The organism is Pseudomonas sp. NPDC085632, from assembly GCF_044541255.1.
GTDB lineage: Bacteria > Pseudomonadota > Gammaproteobacteria > Pseudomonadales > Pseudomonadaceae > Aquipseudomonas.
In genome coordinates, this window is record NZ_JBITSX010000003.1 from 295,167 (window position 1) to 319,625 (window position 24,459).

18 protein-coding genes are annotated in these 24,459 nt (G+C 57.9%); 11 read left to right on the top strand and 7 right to left on the bottom strand.

The window, feature by feature from the left end; translation table 11 throughout:
- Window positions 1–27: 27 nt before the first annotated feature.
- From ACIF4X_RS04735 to ACIF4X_RS04750, 4 genes are all read left to right on the top strand, one after another.
- The gene (locus ACIF4X_RS04735) at window positions 28–822 is read left to right on the top strand and encodes a helix-turn-helix transcriptional regulator (RefSeq protein WP_397481154.1); all 795 of its coding nucleotides are present in this window, start codon (window positions 28–30) and stop codon (window positions 820–822) included.
- Window positions 823–855: 33 nt separating this feature from the next.
- Window positions 856–2,250 (top strand): efflux transporter outer membrane subunit, encoded by a 1,395-nt coding sequence (locus ACIF4X_RS04740; protein WP_397481155.1) that lies wholly within the window; start codon window positions 856–858, stop codon window positions 2,248–2,250.
- A 156-nt stretch (window positions 2,251–2,406) separates the two neighbouring features.
- Entirely contained in the window at window positions 2,407–3,012 is a 606-nt protein-coding gene (locus ACIF4X_RS04745; protein ID WP_008079652.1) for an SCO family protein, read from the top strand.
- On the top strand, window positions 3,012–3,491 hold the full coding sequence (locus tag ACIF4X_RS04750) for a copper chaperone PCu(A)C (RefSeq protein WP_397481156.1): 480 nt from the start codon (window positions 3,012–3,014) through the stop codon (window positions 3,489–3,491). Before ACIF4X_RS04745 ends, ACIF4X_RS04750 begins: the two co-directional genes overlap by 1 nt.
- 79 nt (window positions 3,492–3,570) lie before the next feature.
- On the opposite strand, the gene ACIF4X_RS04755 is transcribed toward ACIF4X_RS04750, so the two are convergent.
- Window positions 3,571–4,068 carry a hypothetical protein gene (locus ACIF4X_RS04755; protein ID WP_397481157.1) on the bottom strand — a complete coding sequence of 166 codons (498 nt, stop codon included), beginning with the start codon at window positions 4,066–4,068 and terminating at the stop codon, window positions 3,571–3,573.
- A gap of 233 nt (window positions 4,069–4,301) precedes the next feature.
- Here ACIF4X_RS04755 and ACIF4X_RS04760 point away from each other — a divergent pair, with 233 nt between their 5' ends.
- Window positions 4,302–4,676: a hypothetical protein gene (locus tag ACIF4X_RS04760; protein ID WP_102899169.1), complete on the top strand. Its 375-nt coding sequence runs from the start codon at window positions 4,302–4,304 to the stop codon at window positions 4,674–4,676.
- A complete protein-coding gene (locus ACIF4X_RS04765) occupies window positions 4,673–4,870 on the top strand; it encodes a helix-turn-helix transcriptional regulator (RefSeq protein ID WP_397481158.1) in 198 nt (65 codons plus the stop codon). The genes ACIF4X_RS04760 and ACIF4X_RS04765 overlap by 4 nt, the downstream gene beginning before the upstream one ends.
- A gap of 37 nt (window positions 4,871–4,907) precedes the next feature.
- Here ACIF4X_RS04765 and ACIF4X_RS04770 read toward each other — a convergent pair whose 3' ends face one another.
- Both ACIF4X_RS04770 and ACIF4X_RS04775 read right to left on the bottom strand, forming a co-directional pair.
- Window positions 4,908–5,924, bottom strand: a complete 1,017-nt coding sequence (locus ACIF4X_RS04770; protein WP_397481159.1) for an ABC transporter substrate-binding protein — start codon at window positions 5,922–5,924, stop codon at window positions 4,908–4,910.
- A 74-nt stretch (window positions 5,925–5,998) separates the two neighbouring features.
- A complete protein-coding gene (locus ACIF4X_RS04775; RefSeq protein WP_397481160.1) occupies window positions 5,999–7,018 on the bottom strand; it encodes a sterol desaturase family protein in 1,020 nt (339 codons plus the stop codon).
- Window positions 7,019–7,455: 437 nt separating this feature from the next.
- On the opposite strand from ACIF4X_RS04775, the gene ACIF4X_RS04780 reads away from it, so the two are divergent.
- A complete protein-coding gene (locus ACIF4X_RS04780) occupies window positions 7,456–9,666 on the top strand; it encodes an LTA synthase family protein (RefSeq protein WP_397481161.1) in 2,211 nt (736 codons plus the stop codon).
- Window positions 9,667–9,718: 52 nt separating this feature from the next.
- On the opposite strand, the gene ACIF4X_RS04785 is transcribed toward ACIF4X_RS04780, so the two are convergent.
- Window positions 9,719–10,135 carry a hypothetical protein gene (locus ACIF4X_RS04785; RefSeq protein ID WP_397481162.1) on the bottom strand — a complete coding sequence of 139 codons (417 nt, stop codon included), beginning with the start codon at window positions 10,133–10,135 and terminating at the stop codon, window positions 9,719–9,721.
- Between the two features lie 267 nt (window positions 10,136–10,402).
- On the opposite strand from ACIF4X_RS04785, the gene katG reads away from it, so the two are divergent.
- Window positions 10,403–12,676: a catalase/peroxidase HPI gene (gene katG, locus ACIF4X_RS04790; RefSeq protein ID WP_397481163.1), complete on the top strand. Its 2,274-nt coding sequence runs from the start codon at window positions 10,403–10,405 to the stop codon at window positions 12,674–12,676.
- 85 nt (window positions 12,677–12,761) lie between these two features.
- Here the strand turns inward: katG and ACIF4X_RS04795 are convergent, their stop codons facing one another.
- Complete coding sequence (locus tag ACIF4X_RS04795) at window positions 12,762–14,528, bottom strand: DUF1353 domain-containing protein (RefSeq protein ID WP_397481164.1); 1,767 nt, start codon at window positions 14,526–14,528, stop codon at window positions 12,762–12,764.
- Window positions 14,529–14,608: 80 nt separating this feature from the next.
- On the bottom strand, window positions 14,609–15,043 hold the full coding sequence (locus ACIF4X_RS04800) for a hypothetical protein (RefSeq protein ID WP_397481165.1): 435 nt from the start codon (window positions 15,041–15,043) through the stop codon (window positions 14,609–14,611).
- Window positions 15,044–15,192: 149 nt separating this feature from the next.
- Here ACIF4X_RS04800 and ACIF4X_RS04805 point away from each other — a divergent pair, with 149 nt between their 5' ends.
- Genes ACIF4X_RS04805 through ACIF4X_RS04815 form a run of 3 tightly spaced genes read left to right on the top strand, consistent with a single transcriptional unit; the run spans window position 15,193 to window position 21,622 of the window.
- A complete protein-coding gene (locus ACIF4X_RS04805) occupies window positions 15,193–16,374 on the top strand; it encodes a trypsin-like serine peptidase (protein ID WP_397481166.1) in 1,182 nt (393 codons plus the stop codon).
- A 59-nt stretch (window positions 16,375–16,433) separates the two neighbouring features.
- Window positions 16,434–18,314 (top strand): trypsin-like peptidase domain-containing protein, encoded by a 1,881-nt coding sequence (locus ACIF4X_RS04810; protein ID WP_397481167.1) that lies wholly within the window; start codon window positions 16,434–16,436, stop codon window positions 18,312–18,314.
- Window positions 18,311–21,622, top strand: coding sequence for an ATP-binding protein (locus ACIF4X_RS04815; RefSeq protein WP_397481168.1), 3,312 nt, complete (start codon window positions 18,311–18,313; stop codon window positions 21,620–21,622). Before ACIF4X_RS04810 ends, ACIF4X_RS04815 begins: the two co-directional genes overlap by 4 nt.
- 172 nt (window positions 21,623–21,794) lie before the next feature.
- Here ACIF4X_RS04815 and pepN read toward each other — a convergent pair whose 3' ends face one another.
- Window positions 21,795–24,452, bottom strand: coding sequence for an aminopeptidase N (pepN, locus tag ACIF4X_RS04820; protein ID WP_397481169.1), 2,658 nt, complete (start codon window positions 24,450–24,452; stop codon window positions 21,795–21,797).
- Window positions 24,453–24,459: the final 7 nt, after the last annotated feature.

Consider the following 24,459-nt stretch of genomic DNA (forward strand, 5'->3'; position numbering starts at 1 on the left):
GATGGCTCTGAACCAGGGATGAAGGATATGAATCTGACCGGCAGTATTCGTAATATGGAAAACCCGCATTTCTATTGGCAACTGGGAGAGCTGATTGCAAGCACCGGCGATGATCACTTCGCCACGAACATGTTCCAGTTGGTCGACACGCTGGTGCCGGTCAACCGGGTAGATCTCAGTGAGTGGACGCTGGATGAGCGTCAGGCGAGCGTGGTCGATATCAAACCGTTGGGCAGCGCCGGTCTGGCACAGACGTGTACGCCCGCCGATCCGCTGGACAGTCCCGATGATCATCCGTTGCTGCAAAAAATGATCGAGATGAATGATTCGCTGTTGATTCAACTCAGAGCCTCGCTACAACCTCGTCACCCGCAACACAGCGCTCATCAATGCAATCTGGTGTCGCGCACGTCCAATCGCCGCTGCGTCATTTCTTTTTACCGACCGAGCACTCAACGGGTGTTTTCCCTGCCTGAACTATCGTTTCTCAAGCGCCTGTCCGACACCTTGCTGCCACTGATCGAACGCCACGCGCAGATCAGCCGGCAACTCCTCGCCAGACAACCCCGCCAGCCCTTGGCCGAACTGGATCAGGCACCGTTGGCGCAGGTGTTCGATGAACGCCTGGCGATCAGCGACATCGCCCTGTCGGTGCGCGAAAAAGAAGTCTGTCTGGGCCTGTTGACCGGCGGCACCGTGCCGCAAATGGCGGAAAAGCTGCGGGTCAAAACCAGCTCGATCGAGACCTATCTCAAACGCGCCACGGCCAAACTCGGGGTCAGTGGTCGCCATGGTCTGGCGAAATGGATGGCCGGAGCCTGAGCACAACGCTCTTTTAATGCATGAGGCAGTTCGATGTTGACGTTGCGACTTTCCCTGCTGTCCATGGCGATGCTGATGGGCGGTTGTTCCTTGATTCCCGAGTACCAGCGCCCCGCTTCACCCATCGCCGCGCAGTATCCAACAGCCACGCAGCCAGCCACGAGCAGCGAGGACTGGCGCACGCTGTTCACTGATCCGGCGCTGCAACAGTTGATCGAAAGCGCGCTGGTCAACAACCGCGACCTGCGCGTGGCAGCCCTGAACGTCGAAGCCTTTCAGGCGCAATACCGCATTCAGCGCGCCGACCTGCTGCCGGCGGTGTCGGCCAGCGCGAATGAACTGCGCCAACGCATGCCGCCGAGCGTGACCCAAGGCAAAGCGCTGATCAATTCGACGTACTCGGTCAACCTCGGCATCAGCGCCTATGAGCTGGACTTCTTCGGTCGCGTACGCAGCCTCAGCGAACAGGCGCTGCAGACCTGGCTCTCGACTGAAGAAGCACGACGCAGTGCCGAGCTGAGTCTGGTGGCCAACGTCGCCAACGCCTACCTGACCTGGCGCGCCGATCAGGAGCTGCTGGAGCTGACCCGCGACACCCTCGTCGCCGATGAACAGAGCCTGCATCTGACCACCCGCAACCGCGAGGCCGGCAAATCGTCGGCGCTGGAACAGGCGCAAGCGAAGACCAGCGTCGACAGCTCACGGGCCAATCTGGCGCGTTATCAGCGTCAGGTCGCGCAGGATTTGAACAGCCTGACCTTGCTGGTCGGCGCACCCGTGCCGGACGCCCTGCCCGCCCGTCCGCTGGCCAGTGATCTGGTGCAGCAACTGCCCGCCGGGTTGCCTTCGGATCTGCTGCAGCGTCGGCCGGACATCCAGCAGGCCGAGTACAAACTCAAAGCCGCCAACGCCAATATCGGCGCCGCACGGGCGGCGTTTTTCCCCAGTGTCAGCCTGACGGCGAATGCCGGGACATCGAGTCGCGATCTGTCCGGATTGTTCGGCGGCGGCTCTGGCGCCTGGACCTTTCAGCCGCAGATCAGCCTGCCGATCTTCAATGCCGGCAGTCTGCGCGCGAGTCTGGATTATTCGAAGTTGCAGAAAGACGTGGCGGTGGCCGAATACGAAAAGTCGATCCAGACCGCGTTTCAGGAAGTCGCCGACGGGCTCGCGGCGCGCGCCACCTATCAGCAGCAGTTGCAGGCGCAGCGTGATCTGGTCGAGGCCACTCAGACCTACTACAACCTGGCGCAAAACCGTTACAAGAACGGCGTCGACAGCAGCCTGACGTTCCTCGATGCGCAGCGTTCGCTGTTCAGCTCGCAACAGGGTCTGATCACCGACCGTCTCGCGCAGCTGGTCGCCGAGGTCAACCTGTACACCGCGCTGGGCGGTGGCTGGCGGGGAGATGAACCGCGCGTGCAATAAGCACTCGTCACTTTTTCTTACACCTTTTGTCGCCCTATCCCAAACCGCACGGCGATCCGCAGCCGTCGTCTGGTCTCAGTTTGGTATCATGCGCCGCTTTTACGGTTAACCCCCCGCCAGTCCTGCTGACTGACGGGCTGCAAAAGGCGGTATTAGATGACGGCTTTGTTGACTCGCCGCAAGGTGCTTGCGGGAATGGGCGTGCTCGGGCTAGGCCTGCTCGCCGGCTGCGACACCCGCGGCCAACTGTCGTACAAGTACGGCAAGGATCTGAGTAACAAGATCATGGGGCGCACCTTCAAACTGAAGAACACCGACGGCGAAACCATGACGCTGTCGAGCTTTCGCGGCATGATGCCGATGGTCTTCTTCGGCTTCACCCAGTGCCCGGCAGTCTGCCCGACCACCCTGGCCCGCGCGGCGAAAATCAAGAAGCTGATGGGCGCCGATGGCGACCGTTTGCAGGTGATTTTCATCAGCCTCGATCCCGAACGCGATACGCCGGAAATCCTCGACGCCTACATGAAAGCCTTCGACCCGACGTTCGTTGCGCTGTACGGCACGCTCGAGGAAACGGCAGCCACGGCCAAGGAATTCGACGTGTTCTACGAGAAAGTCCCGGCCGGCGACACCTACACCATCTCGCACACCGCCACCAGTTACGTTTACGACTCCAACGGCGGCTTGCGCCTGGGTCTGTCCACCTCGCTTTCGGCAGAACAATGCACGGAAGATTTGCTTACTGTTATGGAGGTTTGCTGATGCAACCTGTTCTGAACCACATCAAACGCGCTGTCATCGGTCTGTCCCTGCTGGGTCTGGCGTTCCAGGTATCTGCGCAGACCACGGTCGATGACGCCTGGGTGCGTGCCACCGTGCCGACCCAATCCGCCAGCGGCGCGTTCATGACCCTCACCGCCGACACCGACAGCAAGTTGCTCAGCGTCGCGACGCCCGTGGCCAAAGACGTGCAGATCCACGAAATGACCATGAAGAACGACGTCATGAGCATGGGCCCGGTGAAGTTCGTCGAGCTGCCGGCCGGCAAAGCCGTCAAGCTTGATCCGAACGGCTACCACGTGATGCTGATGGGCCTGACCGGTCAGCTCAAGGAAGGCGAAAGCGTGCCGCTGACCCTGACCGTGGAAAACGCCAAAGGCGAAAAAGAGACCATCGAAGTCAAAGCGCCGGTTCGCGCGCTGACCAACATGGAAGGTCACGATCACAGCAAAATGCACTGATCTGACTGAGCGGCAATAAAAAAGGGGCGGCCTGATCGATGATCAGACCGCCCCTTTTTTGTTTTTCATCTGTGCCGAATTAACGCTTGCGGGCCAATGCCCTGCGCACACTTTCTCGTGACATCCCCGAGCCGGAACGGGGCACGGCTTCAACGACGGTTGCCTTGGCCAACTGTTCCTTGCGCTTTTCCACCTCACGCCACTGGTAACCGAGATATCCGCCTGCCGCCACAATCCCCAGCCAACCGAACACCGAACTGACGAAGAACCACAGCGCCAGTGTGATCCACACGGTTTTCGAGTTGAACAACTTCAAACTGTCATCGACAGGCAGCGGTTCCTCCGGTTCAACCGCTGCCTGCGTCACCGGTACTCTATGCACCCCATCCAGATCAATGCGCCAAGCGAAGTCCGCCCCGGCCACCGGAATGTCTAGCTGATTGCCTTCAGCACGATGCACCCGAATGTCGCCATCGACTAGCGACGTGGAGCTGAAACTGATCTGGGCTTCATAGTGAATCTCGCCGTTGACCTGGGTCACGACCGTTCGTTTTTGGTCAATGGGGGTGTCGCGCATGTCGATTCCTTGAGCGTTCCACGTCGGACGACGTGCGAAGGGATAATCCGTTGGAGTCGAATGCTACTGAGTGGTTAATACGCTGTCCAGAAAGCGCGCCCCTAAGCTGCAGACCTGCGCGAAAAACCTCCGGCATAAGTCTGTTCGAGGCTAACAGCCGAATGGAAAGCGTGCTTTACATCGGACAAATCTTCGGCGACCATGTAAAGGGTCTTTTACATAGGAAGTGAAGAATGAACCGGTATTACCTCGAATTGGGCGCAGCATTAATCATCTACATGCTGGTGCTGACAGCCTCATTGATTGCCTCGCAATACCTGATGGACGCCCCCATTGTGCTGCGCTCGGCCGTCGCACTGACGCCGATCATTCCGGCGGGACTGATGTGCTGGGCCATCGTGCGCAATATGCGGCGTATGGACGAAATGCATCTGCGCATCCAGTTCGAAGCCCTGGGGTTTGCCTTCGCCGCCTCGGCACTGCTGACCTTCAGCTACGGTTTTCTCGAAAACGTCGGCGCCCCGCACATTCCATGGACGTGTGTGTGGCCGGTGATGGGGCTGATGTGGATTGTCGGCCTGCAAATTGCGCGACGCCGCTACCAATGAAAAATCGTCTCAAGGCATTGCGCGCCGAGCGCAAATGGTCGCAGGTTGATCTGGCGGAGCGCTTGAACGTGTCGCGCCAGACCATCAACGCCATCGAAAACGAACGCTACGATCCGAGTCTGCCATTGGCCTTTCAGATTGCCCGGGCGTTCGAGATGCCGATTGAAAGCATTTTTGATGATGGCGAACCTTGAATGAAAAAAGGGGCAACACACGTTGCCCCCTGTTCTATCAACTCCCCGCGCCGCCATGCGCCTCTTCAAAGAAATAATCCTTCCAACTCTCGGCCTTGTTCTTCAGCACGCCCAGCTCCTGCAATTTCTCGGCGTAGATAAAGGTGCGCTGCGGCACCACGGTGAAATCGATTTCCGGGTCTTTGACGATTTGCTCGACCAGGGCCAGCGGCAGCTTCGACTGTTCGACACGAATGTACGCCTGAGCCGCCGCCGGTTTGTCAGCCTTGATGATCTTCTCGGCCTCGGCCAAAGCGTCGTAAAACGCCTTGTAGGTTTTCGGATTTTCGTCGTGGAATTTTTCCGTGGTGTACAGCACGTTGAATGTCGCCTGGCCGCCGAGCACGTCATAAGAGCTCAGCACTTTGTGCACGTTGGGATTCTGCAGGGCCTGGTACTGGAACGGCGGGCTGGAGAAATGCGAGTTGATTTCCGAGCCGCCGGCAATCAGCGCGGCCGTCGCATCGGGGTGCGGCAGGCTGACTGAGATGTCGTCGAATTTCTTGTACTGCGCGTCACCGAACTCCTTGGCGGTTTCGATCTGCAAGGTGCGCGACTGGAAGCCCACACCGGCGGCAGGCACGGCAATCCGGTCCTTGTCGGTGAAGTCCTTGAGGGTCTTGATGTTCGGATTGTTGGTCAGCAGATAGTTGGGCATCGAGCCCAATGCGGCGATGGCTTTGACGTTCTGTTTGCCTTTGGTGCGATCCCACACGGTGAGCATCGGCGGTACACCGGCAGACACTACATCGAGCGAACCGGTCAGCAGCGCTTCGTTCATCGCGGTGGCGCCGGAAATGCTGTTCCAGTCGACCTTGATGTCGAGGCCCTGCTCCTTGCCGTGTTTTTCGATGAGATTCTGGTCACGCACCACATCGAGAATCAGGTAACCGATGCCGAATTGCTGGGCGATGCTGATCTTGCCTTCAGCCTGAGCGCCGGTGCTGAACAACGCACTCGCGGCCAGAGAAGCGGCCAACAGAGTCAGTGCGGAACGTTTGAACGGTGTGACCATGACAACCTCGCAGCATGGGGTGGTTTGCTGAAAGGTCTGACTTTATCGCTATAAAAAATAGAAATTAAATATCTTTATCGCATATCGATAGCACGGGGACGCCTGGCGGGCAGAAAGCGTCGGGCGACGTCGACAAAAGGCATGACGGTCAGGCTATACAGCGTCAGGTAACGTTCGCGGTCTGCCTCGCCGGTGCCAAAGCGCAACGTCTCTGGTGTCGGGGTGGTGAGGTAAAGCGTGCCAAACATCCAGTCCCAGATCGACAGATTGGTGGCGAAGTTCTTGTTGTGGTGGCGTGGCGCATCGCTGTGATGAATCTGGTGCTGAGCGGGGCTGTTAAGCACATGTTCGATCGTCGGGCCGAACGAGAGCCAGACGTGACTGTGGCGCAGATTGGCCGCCAGGCTGTTGACGATCAACATCAGCCAGGTCACGCCGAACAGGGTGTAGCGGCTGATTTCCCCGCCACAGGCGTACCAGACCACGCCGGCAAACGCCGCGAGCCCGACCGTCATCACCAGTCTTTCCACTACCGTTTCGACGATGTGAATCCGGCTCGCCGTGGCCGGCACCAGCACGGGTGCGGAATGATGAACCTTGTGAAAGCCCCACAGGTAGCGCGAGTGAAAGGCGCGATGAATCCAGTAATGCAGGAAGTCTCTGAGCAGGAACACGCCGAATCCGTAGAGCGATGCAATCCAGAGATGATTCTGCACTTGCTCGCGAGCGCCCCAGAGCTGCGTGAGAAACAGTTGATAGTCGCGGGACCGCAGAATGTAAGGGTCAACCAGGGCCACCAACGGCAGCACCAGCGCCACTTTGAGAACGGCCTTGATGAAGTAGTAGCGGTAATCCAGCCATGCCGAACGATGGCCGAACACGCGCCGGCCGCCAATGAATTGCCAAACGGTGTGCGCTTCGGTCAGCTGGCGCGACTTTCTAAAGCGGAACAGTGCGTAGGCAATGCTGAACGAAGCACAAAGAAAAACCACGCCGAGGCGACCATTGAGGTCGAACAGGCCGAAAAATTGGGTGGTGACCGGGGTGATCACCCATCGCTCAAGCTGAGCAAGCAGTTGTGTGAGGACGTCCACGAAGGCCGATCTCCAACAGAGGTCGAGCATTGTAAATCGCAACGTTTCGCAAATGCAGTTTTTACGGATCAAAGGCTCATTCGGGTTGCCTGGTCTGCATACCCATCAAATGTGGGAGCGAGCTTGCTCGCGAAAGCGTCGGCACAGCCAAAAGCTCTGTCGACTGAAGGATCCCCTTCGCGAGCAAGCTCGCTCCCACACTGGATCTTCGTTGGCGGATGATGGGTTAAACAGCCTGAAACAATAAATCCACCCGCAGCAATATCGCCGATTGCCCTGCCACACGAGGCCCGGTCAGGGCCGCAGACATTCCAGCACCTTCAGAAGGCACCGCGCCAGCGCATCAGTTGAGCGTTTAAAAGGGCGATCAGACAGCCCACCCTTGGTATCATCGCGCACACTTTTATGACGTTTTAATGGCTGGAAGGTGTTTTTTTGTGAGCGCTCTTTTTAACCGGTTGCGGCAGCCGTATGCCCGCCTCTTTTCGCTGATCTTGCTGGTGCTGGTTGTGCCTGTGTGCCTGCGTGCGGCACTGGGCTGGTCGGCACCGCTGGGCTATTTGTCGGATCTGGCCCTTGGCAGCCTGTTGGTGGTGTTGCTGCATCGCCGGGCGTGGTGGCTGGCCCTGCCGGTGTTACTGTTCTGGGGATTGCTGGCGGTGGCGACCGCTGAACTGGTCAGCGCCGTCGGTCGTCTGCCGACGCCTTCGGACATTCATTACCTGATCGATCCGCAGTTCGTGGAAAATTCCACCGGTGGCGGAATGGCGCATCCGGCATTGGGCATCACCTTGCTGCTGGCCCTGCTGTTTTGGCTGCTGACTCAGTTTGCCGGCCGTGGCGTGCCGCGTCCGCCCCTGCCCCGCGCGGTCTGGAGCGCACCGTTGGTGCTGTTCGCCGCGCACTGGGGCGCGCAGAATCTGTGGCCGAGCGAAGCGGACCCGTGGCGCCAATACAACCTGCCGCACCAGTTGCTGGCCACCGAGGTCGCCGATCTGCAGATTCGGGGCGAAGAATGGCTGGACGGCGATGTCGAAGAACCCGCGCCGGCCATGGCCGGACTCACCGACGTCGACCTCAACGGGCAGAAACTGCTGGCCGCGTCGGGGCAAGCACGCAACGTGCTGATCATTGCCCTCGAAGGCATTCCCGGCGCTTACATCCGCGCCAACCGTGAGGCCATTGGCAGCCACTATCAGGAAGACCTGATGCCCAACCTCAGCCGCTGGGCCGAGCGCGGCATGAACACCCCGGATTACGTTTTGCATACGCACCAGACCATTCGCGGCCTGTACGCCATGCTTTGCGGTGACTACGACAAACTCAACAACGGCACGCCCAAAGGCGTGGAGATGCTCACCCTCAACGAGCGCAATCAGGCCTGCCTGCCGGCGCAACTGCGTGAACACGGCTTCACCACGCACTATCTGCAAGGTGCCGGGCTGCGCTTCATGGCCAAAGACAAGATCATGCCGCACATCGGTTTCGATGCGACCCATGGTCTGGAATGGTTCAGCAACAGCAACTATCTGGAGTTCCCGTGGGGTAAGGATGACAAGGCGTTTTTCGAAGGTGCGCTGGACTATGTCGGCCAACTGAAGAAGCAGAAAAAGCCGTGGATGCTGACGCTACTGACTGTCGGCACCCATCAGCCCTACTCCGCGCCCGAAGAATACCTCGAGCGTTACGAAACGCCGAAACAGGCCGCCGTTGGTTACCTGGACGATGCCTTGGAACAGTTCCTCGACGGTCTCGAACGTCAGGGCGTTTTGAAAGACACGCTGGTGGTGATCACCTCGGACGAATCCCACGGCATCGACGGTGTGCGACTGGCCTCGTCGTGGGGTTTCAATCTGACCCTGGCGCCGGAGCATGAACAACTGCCACGGCTCAACAAAGGCGTGTATGGCCACGTCGATCTGAGCACCTCGATCCTCGACTACTTCGATCTGCCGGTGCCTTCCGCGTTGAGCGGCCGTTCGCTGTTTCGCGACTACGACAGCGGCCGCGAAATCATGTCGTTCACCAACGGCAAGCTGCGCTATCACAACGGTCAGGGGATCTTCTCCGAGTGCGATATGCCGCGTCGCTGTCGCTATTACGAAAGCGCCGGCTTCATCGCCGAAAGCGCTACTTACAAAGGCAACTACAGCGGCCACCCGGCCCGGCAGATCGCAGCCCGCGCCAACGCCCTCGATCTGTCGCTGCTGCGCACGCCGCTCAATCACCGCTATCAGTTCGGCAGCACCAACGTCATCCCGCTGCAAGCGCAGATCAACGATGACTGGGCCGACAATCTGATTGGCGCGCAGTACCTGGAAATGCCCAAAGGCTCGCACACCCGCGTGCGCCTGACCGTGCGCTCGGTCGATCCGCAGCAGGCCGCGTACATTCAGCTCAAGGCCAAGGAGTTTGAACAGGACGTGCAGATCGGCCTGCCGCAGGAGATGGTGGCAACCGCCGACCAGCCGCTGGAAATGAACTTCAGCTTCGACAACCCGCAAGAGCGCAAAGCGTTTTCTTTCCATTTGCTGGGGTATGGATTGGGTGCGGTTGAAGTGACGGATTTCAGTGTGATCACTGAACTGCCGGGGCAGGATGATCTATTGGATGAGATGCCTGAGGATGACGCACCGCAATCCAGTTGATTCATTCCTATCCATGAGAACACAGGGCGTAGTTACGCCCTGTTTCAATCAGCTAGCTGAAAATATGAAAAGATCCGGTAATTTTTCGATCTTCTTTCAGGATAAATTCCAGCGTTCCCTTGATAGTTTTTTTACTATTGCTCAACTCTACGGTTACCCAGCCCGACTCGACCGGATAAGTTTCCCCCTCAATGTCGACCTCCCATTTTTGCGTCCACTCGCGATCGCCAACACGGATTGTATAGGGGGTATAACTTGGAACGCTTTGAGGAATTGCAAAAATCACCGAATTCAGTTTTTGGGTGAACTGATCCAGACCTAGGGCCCAGAATTCTTGATAGGCAGTGGAAATGAAAAGCACCTGGGTACTTTTGAGGGTCCAACCAGCACCATCTGTAGCATCAAAAGTCCCAGTGGCCTTTGTATTTCCGACTAGCTCTTTCTTCTGCTTCTGTTCTTCGCTGAGCATCGTGTTTATCTCTATGTTGAACGTTGATGAAGTTTCTCGACTTGGATAGTATTTTCAGGCGCGCAAAGCGCCAACTGTCATAAATGACAGTTTTTAAGACACATTCGAAATTACAAAACCCTTGCTTACTTCCAACACCGTTCTTGAGAGAGCCTGCCTATCAGCCCCCAATAGTCGGCCTATTAGCTGACTCTCCAAGTCGGGTCTAGCCTTACTAGTCCGAAGTCGGCACGAGCCGGCCGTAGCAGACCTGATAAGGACCCGAACATGGCAAACGAATCGAAATGCCCGTTCAACCACGCCGCCGGTGGTGGTACGACGAATCGTGACTGGTGGCCGAATCAACTCAACCTGAAAATCCTGAGTCAGCACTCGCCCAAGTCCGATCCGTTGGGCAAGGACTTCGACTATGCCAAAGCCTTCAAGAGCCTCGACTTTCAAGCCCTGAAACAAGACCTCAACGCGCTCATGACCGACTCCCAGGACTGGTGGCCGGCCGACTTTGGCCACTACGGCCCCCTCTTCATCCGCATGGCGTGGCACAGCGCCGGGACCTATCGCACCGCCGATGGCCGTGGTGGCGCCGGCTCCGGCCAGCAACGTTTTGCGCCACTGAACAGTTGGCCGGACAACGTCAGCCTCGATAAGGCTCGCCGCCTGCTGTGGCCGATCAAGCAGAAATACGGACGCAATATTTCCTGGGCCGACCTGATCGTTCTCACCGGGAACGTAGCGCTGGAGTCCATGGGCTTCAAAACCTTCGGTTTCTCCGGTGGCCGCCCCGATGTGTGGGAGCCGGACGAAGATGTCTACTGGGGCTCCGAGCACGAATGGCTCGGGGGTGACAGCCGCTATGGCAAAGACAAGTCCGCCATGCAGGAGCCCGGTGACGGCACGCTGGTCGCCGAGCCGGATTTGCATGGCAAGGAAGAAAGCCGCACCGATCAGGGCGAACGTAATCTGGAAAACCCGCTCGCTGCGGTGCAAATGGGCCTGATTTACGTAAACCCCGAAGGCCCTGAGGGCAATCCGGACCCGGTCGCGTCGGCTCACGATATCCGCGAAACCTTTGGCCGCATGGCCATGAACGATGAAGAGACCGTGGCATTGATCGCGGGCGGTCACGCCTTCGGTAAAACCCACGGCGCCGGCCCTGCCGATAACGTCGGACCGGAGCCGGAAGCGGCCGGCCTCGAAGAACAAGGCCTCGGCTGGCGCAACGCGTTCGGCACCGGCAAGGGTGGCGACACCATCACCAGCGGCCTCGAAGTGACCTGGACCACCACGCCGACGCAGTGGAGCAACAATTATCTGGAGAACCTGTTCGGCTTCGAGTGGGAGCTGAGTAAAAGCCCGGCCGGTGCCCACCAGTGGATTCCGAAAAACGGCGCCGGTGCCGGCACCGTTCCGCATGCCCATGACCCGAGCAAAAAGCTTTCGCCGACCATGCTCACCTCCGACCTGGCGTTGCGCTTCGATCCGGCCTACGAGCAGATCTCGCGGCGCTTCCTCGCCAATCCAGATCAATTGGCTGATGCGTTTGCCCGTGCCTGGTACAAACTGATCCACCGCGACATGGGTCCGCTGTCTCGCTACCTCGGCCCGGAACTGCCGAGCGAAGAACTGCTGTGGCAGGATCCGATTCCTGAGGTCACTCACCCGTTGATCGACGACAGCGACGCGGCTGCGCTGAAAAGCAAAGTACTTGCCTCGGGTTTGTCGGTGTCGCAACTGGTCTCCACCGCCTGGGCGGCACTCTCGACGTTCCGCGGTTCAGACAAGCGTGGCGGCGCCAACGGTGGTCGTCTGCGTCTGGCGCCGCAGAAGTTCTGGCAAGCCAACCAGCCTGAGCAACTGGCCAACGTGCTGCAAACCCTTGAGGGCATTCAGAACGAGTTCAATGGCGGCGGCGCTGGCAAGAAAGTCTCGCTGGCAGACCTGATCGTGTTGGCGGGGAATGCCGGGATCGAACAAGCGGCGAAAAACGCCGGCCATTCGGTCACGGTGCCGTTCTCGCCGGGACGTGCGGACGCCTCGCAAGAGCAAACTGACGTTGACTCATTCGGTTTCCTTGAGCCGATCGCCGATGGTTTCCGCAATTACAGCAAGGGCAAATACACCGTGTCGGCCGAGGCGCTATTGATCGACAAGGCGCAACTGCTGACCCTCACCGCGCCGGAAATGACTGTGTTGCTGGGTGGCTTGCGCGTGTTGAATACCAATGTCGGGCAAACCCGGCATGGTGTGTTCACCTCGCAGACCGAGGCGCTGACCAATGACTTCTTCACTAACCTGCTGGACATGGGCGTGGAGTGGAAACCGACTTCAAGGGATGCGGATGAGTTCGAGGGGCGCGACCGTAACACCGGCAGCGTGAAGTGGACGGCGACGCGGGTTGATCTGGTGTTTGGTTCCAATGCGCAGTTGAGGGCGCTGGCTGAGGTGTATGCCAGTTCGGATGCGAAGGAGCAGTTTGTTAAGGACTTTGTGGCGGCCTGGACGAAGGTCACCAACCTGGACCGGTTTGATCTACGTCAGTAGCACACTACCCCTCGTCGACGAAAACGCCGCTCACTGAGCGGCGTTTGCATAACGATCAGCGAAACTCTTCAGTGTCAGTCGCTCGCTAGATCGTCACTATCCCTGCATCCTGCAAGGCACGCAGCATGACGGCTGCTCCGCATTGGCGGGAGACGGCATCGGGATCATATTTCCCGTCCTGCACAAATTTCCCTTTGGTGTAGTGATTCGAAAAGCTCCACAAGTAAGGAGAATGAATACCCTTAGGGTGATATCCCCAACCGTTGTAACTCTCCCAACGATACAGCGCACTGGCCAGGTCCCAATCCGTCAGACCGCCAAAACGTTGATAGTTGATCGCATCAATGGCGCTGGACTCCCAGTCATTGGGTGGGTTCCACACTGGCGGGCGGCCTCTGGGCACTTGAATTGTCCTGCCGCTCAGAGGATCGCCATTGTGAAGGTGGCCATTGAAGTTGAAGCTTGCTTCCAGCGCATGAACAATCCCGATAAACCACCACGGCGCGCCTGTCTTGGCCGCAACCGACTCATAACACGCACGATACTGCAGTAACTTCTGCCGGTGCCAGGCCACCTCACCTTTGTGTTCCGGGCGAATCTGACAACTGGCGTAGAGCATTTCGTATTCGCTTTTCAGACTTTCGAGCAGCGGCGCAGCTTCCAGTTCGCCCTCCTGAACCGGATCCTGAACGAATCGGTTGTAACGGCTCAACAGATCGCCCTCGCCAGCATCGACAGTGAGGCCCGCCGTTCCTTCCTGAAGATTTACCAACCTTTCCAGTAACGGTCTGCGGTCCGCCAATGCGGCGGCTTCTAACGACAGCGCTTGCAGCTCCGGTGGCTCATCAACGCTTACAACACTGCGTCCATTCGCCAATAGCTCGATGGCGTCCAGATCAGGATTTGCCTTAATGATAAAGGATGCATCGGCTTCGAAACTGGCAGGGTCGAATGCCTCCGCCGGCAGTGGCGCCGACACTTGCTCGAACTCTCCCACCGCCTCGAATCGATCCAGCATGGCTGCCGGCCCGAGAGACCAGCGCGGACCAAATCGATACACGGCGTAATACAGGATTTTGGCTTTGACCTCCTCGACACCACTGCACACTATGCCGTCATAAAACATCTGATGGGTTTGCCTCCATGGGCGTGAACGTTCGTCACAGTAAAAGTCATGGACGATCGAGGCGTTGCGATAAAGCCCTTCAAAAGGCCCGCCAATCAGCGACCAGAACACCCTGGGAATAGACGCGCCATCAACGATGGCATTGGTGGGTACGGGCCATTCGTTACCATTTTCCTGAACGTAACCGAATGGACGCTTCAATTGCATATGCCGCCCATCATCGAGCCACTCAGTCAGGGGTGGGGCATCGGTGTATCGACCGTACCCAAATACGGCTTCGAGCTCTGCATTCCCCTGCCACTGCAGCCCGTCAGGACGCAGAATCGCCACAAGATCCTTGCGTCGGTTGATCGGACGTATCCTGACGGCGGCGCCTTGTTGCCTGGCAATCGCGGCACTGGTTGTCTTGCGCCCGCCCCCGCCGGCTTCGAGCATCTGCGCGACACCCCATGCCAGGGCTACGTGCGTGATTGCATCTTCGGTGCCGAAAAAAACCAGATCGCCCAGATCGGCTTGCTGAGGCTCTACCGGGCGACTTCGACCCTTTGAAAAAAAACGGTAGAGGCCTTCGGCGGTCTGGTCTCCTGAAGGATCCATATTCAGGAGGCGCAATGCCCACTGGACAAATCCCGAGCAATCGTAGGCATCCGGACCTTCAGCCCCCCAGATATAGGGTTTGCCAATTTCTTCGCTGCACCTTTGCCGCCACTGCTCTTTGTTATTCATTGGGAATGGCCTTTTTTCTTGGGTTGCAATTAAAGTGGCAACATCAAAGATAGCCACCTATCAATAAATCGCTTTAACGTTTAATCACCACGATAGAAATAAGAAACAATAGTTGCCCATAAAACCGCGATAAGCGGCCCGACAAAAGCGAAGCCACTAGAAAGTTGTATGGGCGAATTAGGAGGACCCAGTGCCATCAGCCAAATAAGAAATGAGATAGACGAAATCGCGATAGCTATTATTTGCGGTTTACCATTCTGCGTTGTGGCTTGCCATCTAATAGCCGCCGAAAAAAGCAGGCAAACGATAGCCACGCCCCACAACACTTTAATTCTGGAGCCGACCGTCAGCTCTGCCGAGACGCCCGGAACCAAAGCAGCGGCCGCGCCGTAGAGGCCCAGCGCCTCAGCGGGCATCAACTTGGCCAGACGGGTGGCCCACCCGTCTGGCGGCTCTGGCAATGCTCCGCTTTCCAACTCAGATGGAGGGGCGGGAGCACGAACACGAAGTGACATGACTTAACTCCTTTCAAGCCGCTGCTGAATATATTGATGAGCGCCTGAAAGTATTTAGTACAACTCACAGGAAGTTGCTGAAAATTTATCTACTCTTCGTATGTGGTTTTTCCCGTCGACCAAAATACACATAGCGGAGGAACGCGATAATGGAGTCAAACGATGTCCGCCAAAAAGCCTGGCGCCGAAAATTGCAACTCGACAGAACCGTGGCGGGCGGCACGCTGGAAGCCAGCCTGGAATCGGACGCCAACTTTATTGCACTCGATGATCGCATTCGTCTGGCAAAAGAACGCATGCGCCGCATTGTCATCCAGCAGTTCGGCGCAGACCAGGCGCTGCTCGATACCGTGGACAAGATTGAGGTCAGCAGCAAGGAAGCCGCGAGCGTCCTCGCGCAAGACGAGCGCGCGCCTACCGATGATGAATACGCCTCACTTGAAGCTATTGTCTCCTTTGACGGTTCCCGTCCTTCCTTCCTTCTGAAGGAGGACCGTATCGACTTCGATTCTTCCTGGTGCACCAGCCAATGGAGGACCACGCTGAGTCCGTTTCAGGAATCACTCGCTGACTTTGCCGCCTGTGTGGGGCGGGTGGAGATAGGTGAAAGCGGGATCGGTAGCGTCTTTTTGATCTCACCTACCCTGGCAATCACCAATCGCCATGTCGCACAACTTATCGCTCATTTCGACGGGCAGACGATGACCGTGAAAGACCACGTCAATGTCGATTTTGGCCGGGAATACAAGGGACGCCCCAGTTACGATCGCCGCAAGGTCCGCAGCATCGTGTTTGCCGGGGCAGCGCCCATCGCCCAACCCGTCGATCACGGCAAGCTGGACCTGGCCGTACTGGAGTTGTCGAAATCGACACTGTCTGAAGATTTGTCCCAGCGGTTCCTGAAGATCGGCACGCCTGCCTATCCCGTCACCGACGGTATGGTGCTGGCGACAGTCGGTTTCTCTGGCGACTGGAGGCGATTCGCCCCCCAGGTACTGCAATCACAATACGAAACGGTCATCGCCCGGCTGCTGGAGGGGGATAGCGGCTCGAAACGCCTGGCTCCCGGAGAATTCACCGGAATGCTCGACAGCGCGCCCGGCTGGACGTTGACCCATGATGCGACCACGATAAATGGCAACTCCGGCTCCCCGCTCACCCTTATCAAAGGCGCCGGTGCACTTGATGCGATCGGCTTGCACTACGGCGGGACCTGGCAAGGGGCGCGGGCCAATTGGGCGCATCTGCTCGCAGATTGCCTCAGTGCCGAAACCATTCCCGATCAGCGCAGCCTGCGTGAAGCGTTGGTGGCCCGCGACGTTGCCGTATGAACGCAACAGCCATTGCATGGCTTGAATGCAAACCGTAAACGGTAAAACGGTGCGTAAAGATGACCCAAATCACAGATCCAAGATTCGTCGCGCTTGCCGATGCAACGAACGGGGAATGGTCGACCGTTCTGACTGTCTGGAACGAATTTCGCGGGAAGTACAACTATCACCTCCATACCGAGGTGGAGAGCGATCGCCACAGTTTTCTGCGACAGGCATACTGGTTGGCGTATGGCGGCGGGCACTTGCGCGCCTTGCTCAATCGGCTTGCCGAAAGCGGGGTCACCAGCGACTCACTGAATGACGCCGCCGCGCCCCTGCTCGGGACCGGCTTCAATTTTCAGTCTTACGTCAACGGTGAGTGGACACCACAGAACGCGCTCATTGGTGGACGTCGATTGATGCAGGCGTGCGACCATGTTTGCCGTATCGCCATAGATGGCAAGCACCGGGGATCGGGCATCCTTATCCGACCTAATGTAGTGGCTACCGCCGGACACGTGATTGCACGGCTGTTGACTGAAACTGGGCAGTCCACTCCCGACAGCCTCAAACGGTTGGAAATCACTTTCTTTGATGCCGATGACTTGCTCGCAGACGGTGCCGTGCAAACGGCGAAGCCGATCACAGCTTCACTTCATCAACAATGGCTGATCCATTACAGTCCGCCCGCACCGAATGAAAGCGATGAGACGTACGCAATCGATTGTACGGTGGGCATAGCGGCCCCGGATGGCCCTTGGGATCTGGCCCTGGTGCGATTGAGCGCACCGCCGCGCGCCGGGCTGTCCGGACATCGCATGAGACGGGCCTCATTGAGGGAAGAGACGGGCGTGCATATTCTGCACCACCCCGGTAACCCCATGGGAGCACCCATGGGGTTGCTCTGGTCGATAGGAACGGTGACTGATTACTTGGGTGAACCGACGCCCTTGCGCTGGCTCCATAACGCCAATACCGATGGCGGCTCCTCTGGAGCGCCGTGTTTCGACACCGAATGGCGCGTAGTGGCGCTGCACCAAGCGGGGCCGAAGGTCATCACGACGACGCCGCAGAGAAATCGTGCCGTCCCCATCTATGCCTGGGCAGATAGCGTCGATCACCTGTTGAAGGTCAAGGACATTGATCCGACGCCTTATTTGACCCATGCACTGGATGAGAACCGGGTTCGCACCCCGGTGTTCGGGCGCAAACTGCTGCAAGCCCGGGCATGGCGGACCATGACGGATGCGACACAGTCCAATGAGCAACTCTTCGTGATCCAGGGACCGCCACGCTCGGGCAAGACGTTTACCGGTTGCATTCTGGCGGAACTTGCCCAGCAAGCAGGATGCCGGATTACATCACTTGATGTGCGCAATATGCAGACGGACAGCGTGCCGCAGTTCGTACAAAGGATCCTGGGCAGTCTGGGAACATCCTCCAGTGGCGCCGTCCTGGAAACGTCTGGACTGACCACCGTCATTCGCAACTTGCAGAATGAGCTCTTGCCGGGATTGCTTCGGGAAATTGAACAGGCGGCTGCCGACAAACCGTTGTGGATCGTGCTTGATGGACTGGAAATCTGTGACGCCTCGGCAGCCGCGATTTCTCAAGTGGTTGAAGGCCTGATCAGCGGGCTAAAATCCGCCTCTCATCTGAAACTGGTGCTTATCGGATGGAAAGGCACGGTAGACACCAGGTACCTCGAAATACTCTCCAGCGCACCTCAAATCACAGAAATCGTTGAGCATCTCTGGTTAACCCTTGCGCCCCCCGGCTTTGATCCTCCGGAAGGAATGCCGCTGATGCTGAGCTCTTTTATTACTCAGACACTCCGTGCTCAACCGCCCGGCGAACCTTACGCCCGGGCGATCGCGGTAGTCGGCATTGCGGCAACGACCATCCGCAGCCTGCTTGATCCCTATATTCACGCGGCCCCACAAGGTGAAACCGGATGACCTTCTCAACCGACGATATGCAACTTGAGCTGTTAGGGGCAGTATTAAAAAGCGCCTGGAGCAGCCGCTCGCCTTCCGAGCGGAACGCTTTCGCCGAATCGACGGGGGTGTCGCCGGACGCACTCATTGAATCGTCGGAAGTATCAGCCCACGCCACTATCGGACTGAGTGAGCCGATCAGTGTCTGGGCCCGTGAGGCTTTGCAAGAGAAGAGTGATGACGCGTCTTCCGGATCATCCGAGCGACAAGCCACAGCCAGCTATCCACTATTCAAACGAGAATTGGAATCCGACAGCCTACCGACGACCGAATCAACGGTACCTGTGCCTCTGGATGCTGACCTGATTGCCTCGATCGAAAGGGACGCGGCACTCTCCGGCGCCCTGCACCCCCAGGATCTGGTGGCGGGCTACCCTCCCGCATTGAGTCATCAATTGCTCGACCAACTGGCCCCGAGCTTTGATCGTACTCTTGGCGAAAACTCCTGGCTCTGGACGCTGAAGAGCGATCGGCGAACCCAGATTCTGAAAAACCTCGATCCCAGTGAGCTTCAGGCACTGGTGGAGAAGGCCTCAGCAATCGCCACTGACCGGAGCGGCGAAACCCTGCGCCAGACCCTCAGGGGCGACACCTCACCGACCTTGCTGTTGCCCGCCAATGTTGATGCAGACTTGCAAGCGCTGACCTGGGCCCTGCCCGTGAGGCCCAACATCGAGCCGCAGCTCAAAGCCCTGCGACGGGACGCGTATCTGGCATCATTGCTCAGTTCATACGACTACCTGCTCAAGGATGGTTTTTTTGGCCGAAATGCGGAAATCTCCCGGATTCACGCGTTTGCCAGCGCACTCACCACCGAGAGCCGGATTTCCATACTGTCCATCACGGGCGTTGGTGGCTCTGGTAAATCGACATTACTGGCGGCGGCTCTGCGCCCACTGACAATCCGGTCCTTTGAAGACAATTCTGCACCAATGATGGTCTATCTCGACTTCGATCGTCGAGCGTTCCTGATCGGTGCGGAACTGGAACTCTCTTTTGAATTAACGCGCCAGATGGGGCAGATCGTACCCGCCGCCAGTGACGCCTTTGAACAACTTCGCGAGCAGACCGGGCGTGAACGTGTTGAGCGTGGCGAACACTCCAAGGCTTCAGTCGATGCCGGCACTGAAGCCTTTTCGCGGCAGGGCTCTGAGTTCGACTGGCGGGCGAGAGACATCATCGAACTCTATCGCATCGACAAGCGCGCCTTGATTCTCGTGATCGATACGTTTGAGGAGTGGCAGCGTGAAAACTACGACCGCGCTGACGCTGAGGCGCCCTTCAATCGCATTCTGGATTGGCTAAGTTCTGTGCAAAATGAATGGAGTCTCGCCGTTGGCGTCATTATCAGCGGGCGCGCATCGGTTTCATCCAGAGAGCGTGGGATCGTCAATGATTCGATCAAACTCGAACACCTGAATAACAATGAAAGCAGCGCACTCCTCAGATCACTCAACGTACCGGTAAAAGCTGCCAGTCAACTGGCCGCGATCGTTGGCGGCATTCCGCTGTCACTCAAACTGGCGGCCCGTTACTTCAACAATCTGTCAAAAGATGCGCAGGCGTCTTTTCTCGAGGGTGCGAATACTGAACTCAGAGGCGTCAGCAGCATCATCTGCCAAGGCATTCTTTATAAACGCTTCCTCGATCATATCGTTGACCCGCAAGCCAGAAAACTGGCTCACCCAGGGCTCGCACTCCGACAGGTGACGCCTCAACTCATCAAAGATATTTTGGCCATACCCTGTGATTTGGGTGAGCTTTCACTTGAGAGCGCCGACGATATATTTCATAAGCTTTCTCGAGAGGTCTGGCTGGTCGAAATGCGTGATGGGGTGCTTATGCATGTACCCCAGATACGGCGCGTGATGCTTGACATGATGAATGCCGACCCACTTTACAGTGACAAGATCCGCTCCGTTCACGAGGCGGCCGTGCAATGGTATGCCGGCGCTGACCGTTCGGACGAAGACCAAGCCGAGGCGCTGTACCATGCCATTACACTTGCCGGTCCGGACGAGGCAGACCGGCTGGTCAGAACGGCGAGCAGATTATCGCTGGGACGCCTGGTTCACTCTGTGGGTGATTTCAGCCCCGCAAAGCGCGTCCTGATCCTTGATCAACTCAAGCGAAAACTGACCATCGCCGATGCCAGGCTGCTGCCCGAGGTTCGCCGCACGGTATGGATGACGGCGCGCGCAAATGAACAGATCCGGTTGGGTCAGGTGTCGCAGACAATCGACATGTGGAACGAACTCGTCCCCAATCAAACGCCTGGACATTGGTACGCAACCGCCATTTTTCAGTCAGGAAGATGGCATGAGATGAAACCGATCAACGAAGAAACTTTTTCTTCACCCGATCAGTACCTTTCTTATCACTACCTCCTGGCGGGGGTTCTGCGTCGAATCGACCCGGCTCAATCAAGTGCCATGTTGAATGTCCTGGCGCAAGTGATAAACAAACAGGTCGAAGGCTTGAGCAACGCCAACAACCCATTTCTGACCGGTACGATTCTTGAGAATATTTATTTTCAGGCAATCATTGACCCGCAACATCATCTCGAACTGACCCTCAATCACGACACCTCACGCTGGATCGACAAAAGAGAGGAAATCACCAATGCGACTCAATATCTCAGGATCAGCTCACTCAAGGCGATAAACACCGTCCGGCAAGTAGCCGCAGCACCACGGCAAGTGCTGGCGGGAATATTCCAGCCAACACCTGAATTCTTCAACGCCATTGCCCACTCGATACAAAAACTGGGCGGTAACGTTGCCCTGTTCAACAGTTTTGCCCAGGACTTCATTGCCCGGCTTGAAAACCGATTGAGACTGGGGATGATTCTCGGCCAGTTTTCCGACTCGTTTGCAGAAGCGGTACTTGGCTCGTTCAGAAAAGAAATCAGAGGTGAGACACTGGCTCAACTTACCCTCGGGATAGTGAGTGATGACCCTGAGTGGCGCGTCCCCATTCGGCTGGCACTGACCAGCGCCAGCCAATCCTCGTCAGATTTTGCGAAGCTATCGCGTCAACTTTCCCTGGCGCTTGAGCCTTGGGCCCCCATCGAGCTTGTACAAAGCGACAACATGAACCTGACGCCTTCCGCCTTTTGGTTGGGGGCCATCGAATATGTGGACCGGTGTCGTCGCCTGCCCCGCTTCATGGCGAAGTGCGCTCAACATCCTGATGAGCGTTTGCAGCATGTGGCGAAGGCTTATCTGGAATGGGCGCAATGGCGCGATCGGTATGCCGCAAAACAATGAAATCGAGGGCGACAACGGATGCGGGCGTTGGCGTTTCATTGCCCGACAACGATTGATCAACTGACGCGCATCAGTGGGGAGCCAGGTTGCCAGCGCACCCGGCGTGTCAGACGACAGGCTTGTCATCTGACTCGTACTCTTTGCTGACAACCTGCAACGTCGCCAAAAGCCCTTAAGCCAGGCTCTTGCTCACCACCTCATACACATCACTCGACAACTGCCCCGACGCTCGAATCCGCTCCAGCTCAGCCTTCATCAACGCCTGCCGCGCACCGTCGTATTTACGCCAGCGAGTCAGCGGTGCCAATTGACGCGAAGCGATCTGCGGGTTGAAGCCGTTCAGCTCGATTACCAGATCCGCGAGGAAGCGATAACCCGAGCCGTCCGCCGCGTGGAAGTTGATCAGGTTCTGCCCGGCAAACGCGCCGACCAGTGCACGCACCTTGTTCGGGTTCTTGATGTTGAACGCCGGGTGCTGCATCAACGCTTTCACGCGCTCCAGACCGCCTGGCAAAGTGCTGCCGGCCTGCACGCTGAACCACTGATCCATGACCAGCGGATTGTCCTTGAAGTGCTCGGCGAAACTGGCCAGCGCCAAGGCTTTCTGCTCTTCGAACGGCGAGTTGACCAACACCGCCAGCGCGGTCAGGCGCTCGGTCATGTTGTCGGCCGTTTCGAATTGCTCCAGCGCCGCCGCGAGGACTTCCGGCTTGCCGCTGAGCATCAGATACGACAGCGCTATGTTCTGCAGCGCGCGACGGGCGAAATGCTCGGCTTCGGCCACGTACGGGGTTTGCTTCGACAGGTCACGGTTGGCCTGATAACGCAGCCACAGCGCCTCGAACAACCCTTCGGCCAATTGCTTGCGCGCGAACTCACGGGCGATATGAATCGCGTCGACGTCAGCCACTTCGCTGATTTCAGTGAGGTACGCCTCACCCGGCAACGACAGCATCTCGGCGACCATCGCTTGATCCAGCGACTCGTCCGACAGCACCGTGCGCAACGCCGAGACCAGACGCGGGTCGAGCTTCAGGCTCTCGCCCTTCTGCTGCTGGCCAATCAGTTCTTGCAGCACTTGCACCGACAGTTGCTGACCGGCATCCCAACGATTGAAGCCGTCGCTGTCGTGCTGCATCAGGAACATCAGTTGATCGCGGTTGTACGGGAAGCTCAGTTTCACCGGTGCCGAGAAGCCGCGCAGCAGCGATGGCAGTGGCTGTTCAGCGATGTCGATGAAGGTGAAAGTCTGCTCGGCTTCGGTCACCGAAATTACGCGAGTAGTGCCTTGTGCCGATGCTTCGCCAGCCAGACGCAGGGCAATCTCGTTGCCTTTGCTATCCAGCAGGCCCAACTCGACCGGGATCACAAACGGCAGTTTTTCAACTTTGTCCGGGGTTTCCGGGCAGCTCTGGCGGAAGGTCAGGCTGTAGGTTTTTGCGGCAGCGTCGTAAGACTCGCTCACCGCCAGACGTGGCGTGCCAGCCTGGCTGTACCAGCGTTTGAACTGGGTCAGGTCGACGCCGTTGGCATCTTCCATCGCCTTGATGAAGTCGTCGCAGGTGACCGCTTGGCCGTCATGGCGTTCGAAATAAAGATCGCTGCCCTTACGGAAGCCTTCGGCACCGAGCAGGGTGTGGATCATGCCGACCACTTCCGAGCCCTTTTCGTACACGGTCAGGGTGTAAAAGTTGGAGATCTCGATAAAGCTGTCCGGGCGCACGGCGTGAGCCATCGGGCCGGCATCCTCGGCGAACTGGTGGGTACGCAGGTACGCCACATCCTGAATACGCTTGACCGTGGCCGAGTTCATGTCGGCGGAGAAGCCGGAATCACGGAACACCGTGAAGCCTTCTTTTAGCGACAGCTGGAACCAGTCGCGGCAGGTCACGCGATTGCCCGACCAGTTGTGGAAGTATTCGTGGGCGACGATTGCTTCAACGCGCTGATGCGCGGCGTCGGTCGCGGTTTCAGCGCGGGCCAGCACGGCGCTTGAGTTGAAGATGTTGAGGCCTTTGTTCTCCATCGCGCCCATATTGAAGTCGTTGACGGCGACGATCATGAAGATGTCCAGATCGTATTCGCGACCGTAAACCTCTTCGTCCCAGCGCATCGACTTCTTCAGGCTGTTCATCGCGTGCTGGCACTTGTCGATGTTTTCCGGCTCGACGTAAATGCGCAGCGCGACGTTGCGATCGGTCATCGTGGTAAACGTATCTTCAACGCACCACAAATCACCGGCCACCAGCGCAAAGAGGTACGCCGGTTTCATGAACGGGTCTTCCCACGTCGCCCAGTGTCGGCCGTCTTCGCCCGGGCCCGAGGCGATCGGGTTGCCGTTGGAGAGCAGCACCGGGTAGCTGTGCTGTTCGGCGACCACGGTGGTGGTGAACTTGCTCATCACATCCGGACGGTCGAGGTAATAGGTGATCTTGCGGAAACCTTCGGCCTCGCACTGGGTGCAGAACATCGTGCCGGATTTGTACAGGCCTTCCAGCGCGGTATTGGATTCCGGGTGGATCTTGACGCTGGTGTCGACCGTGAAGGTTTCGCTGGTCGGCTGCAGCGTCAGGTGATTTTCGCTGACTTGGTAGTCGCCGTCCGACAGTTCCTGATCGGCCAACGTCACCGAGAGCAATTCCAGCTGCTGGCCATCGAGCACCAGCGGCGGCAGGCCCGGGCCACGCGCCGGGTTGCGGCGCATCACCAACTGCGCGTGCACCAGGCTGTGATCCTCGAACAACTCGAAGGTCAGGTGTGTTTCGTCGATCAGGTACTCGGGCGCCTGATAATCCTTCAGGTAAATCATCTTCGGTTGTTCGGTGCGCATGCTGGCG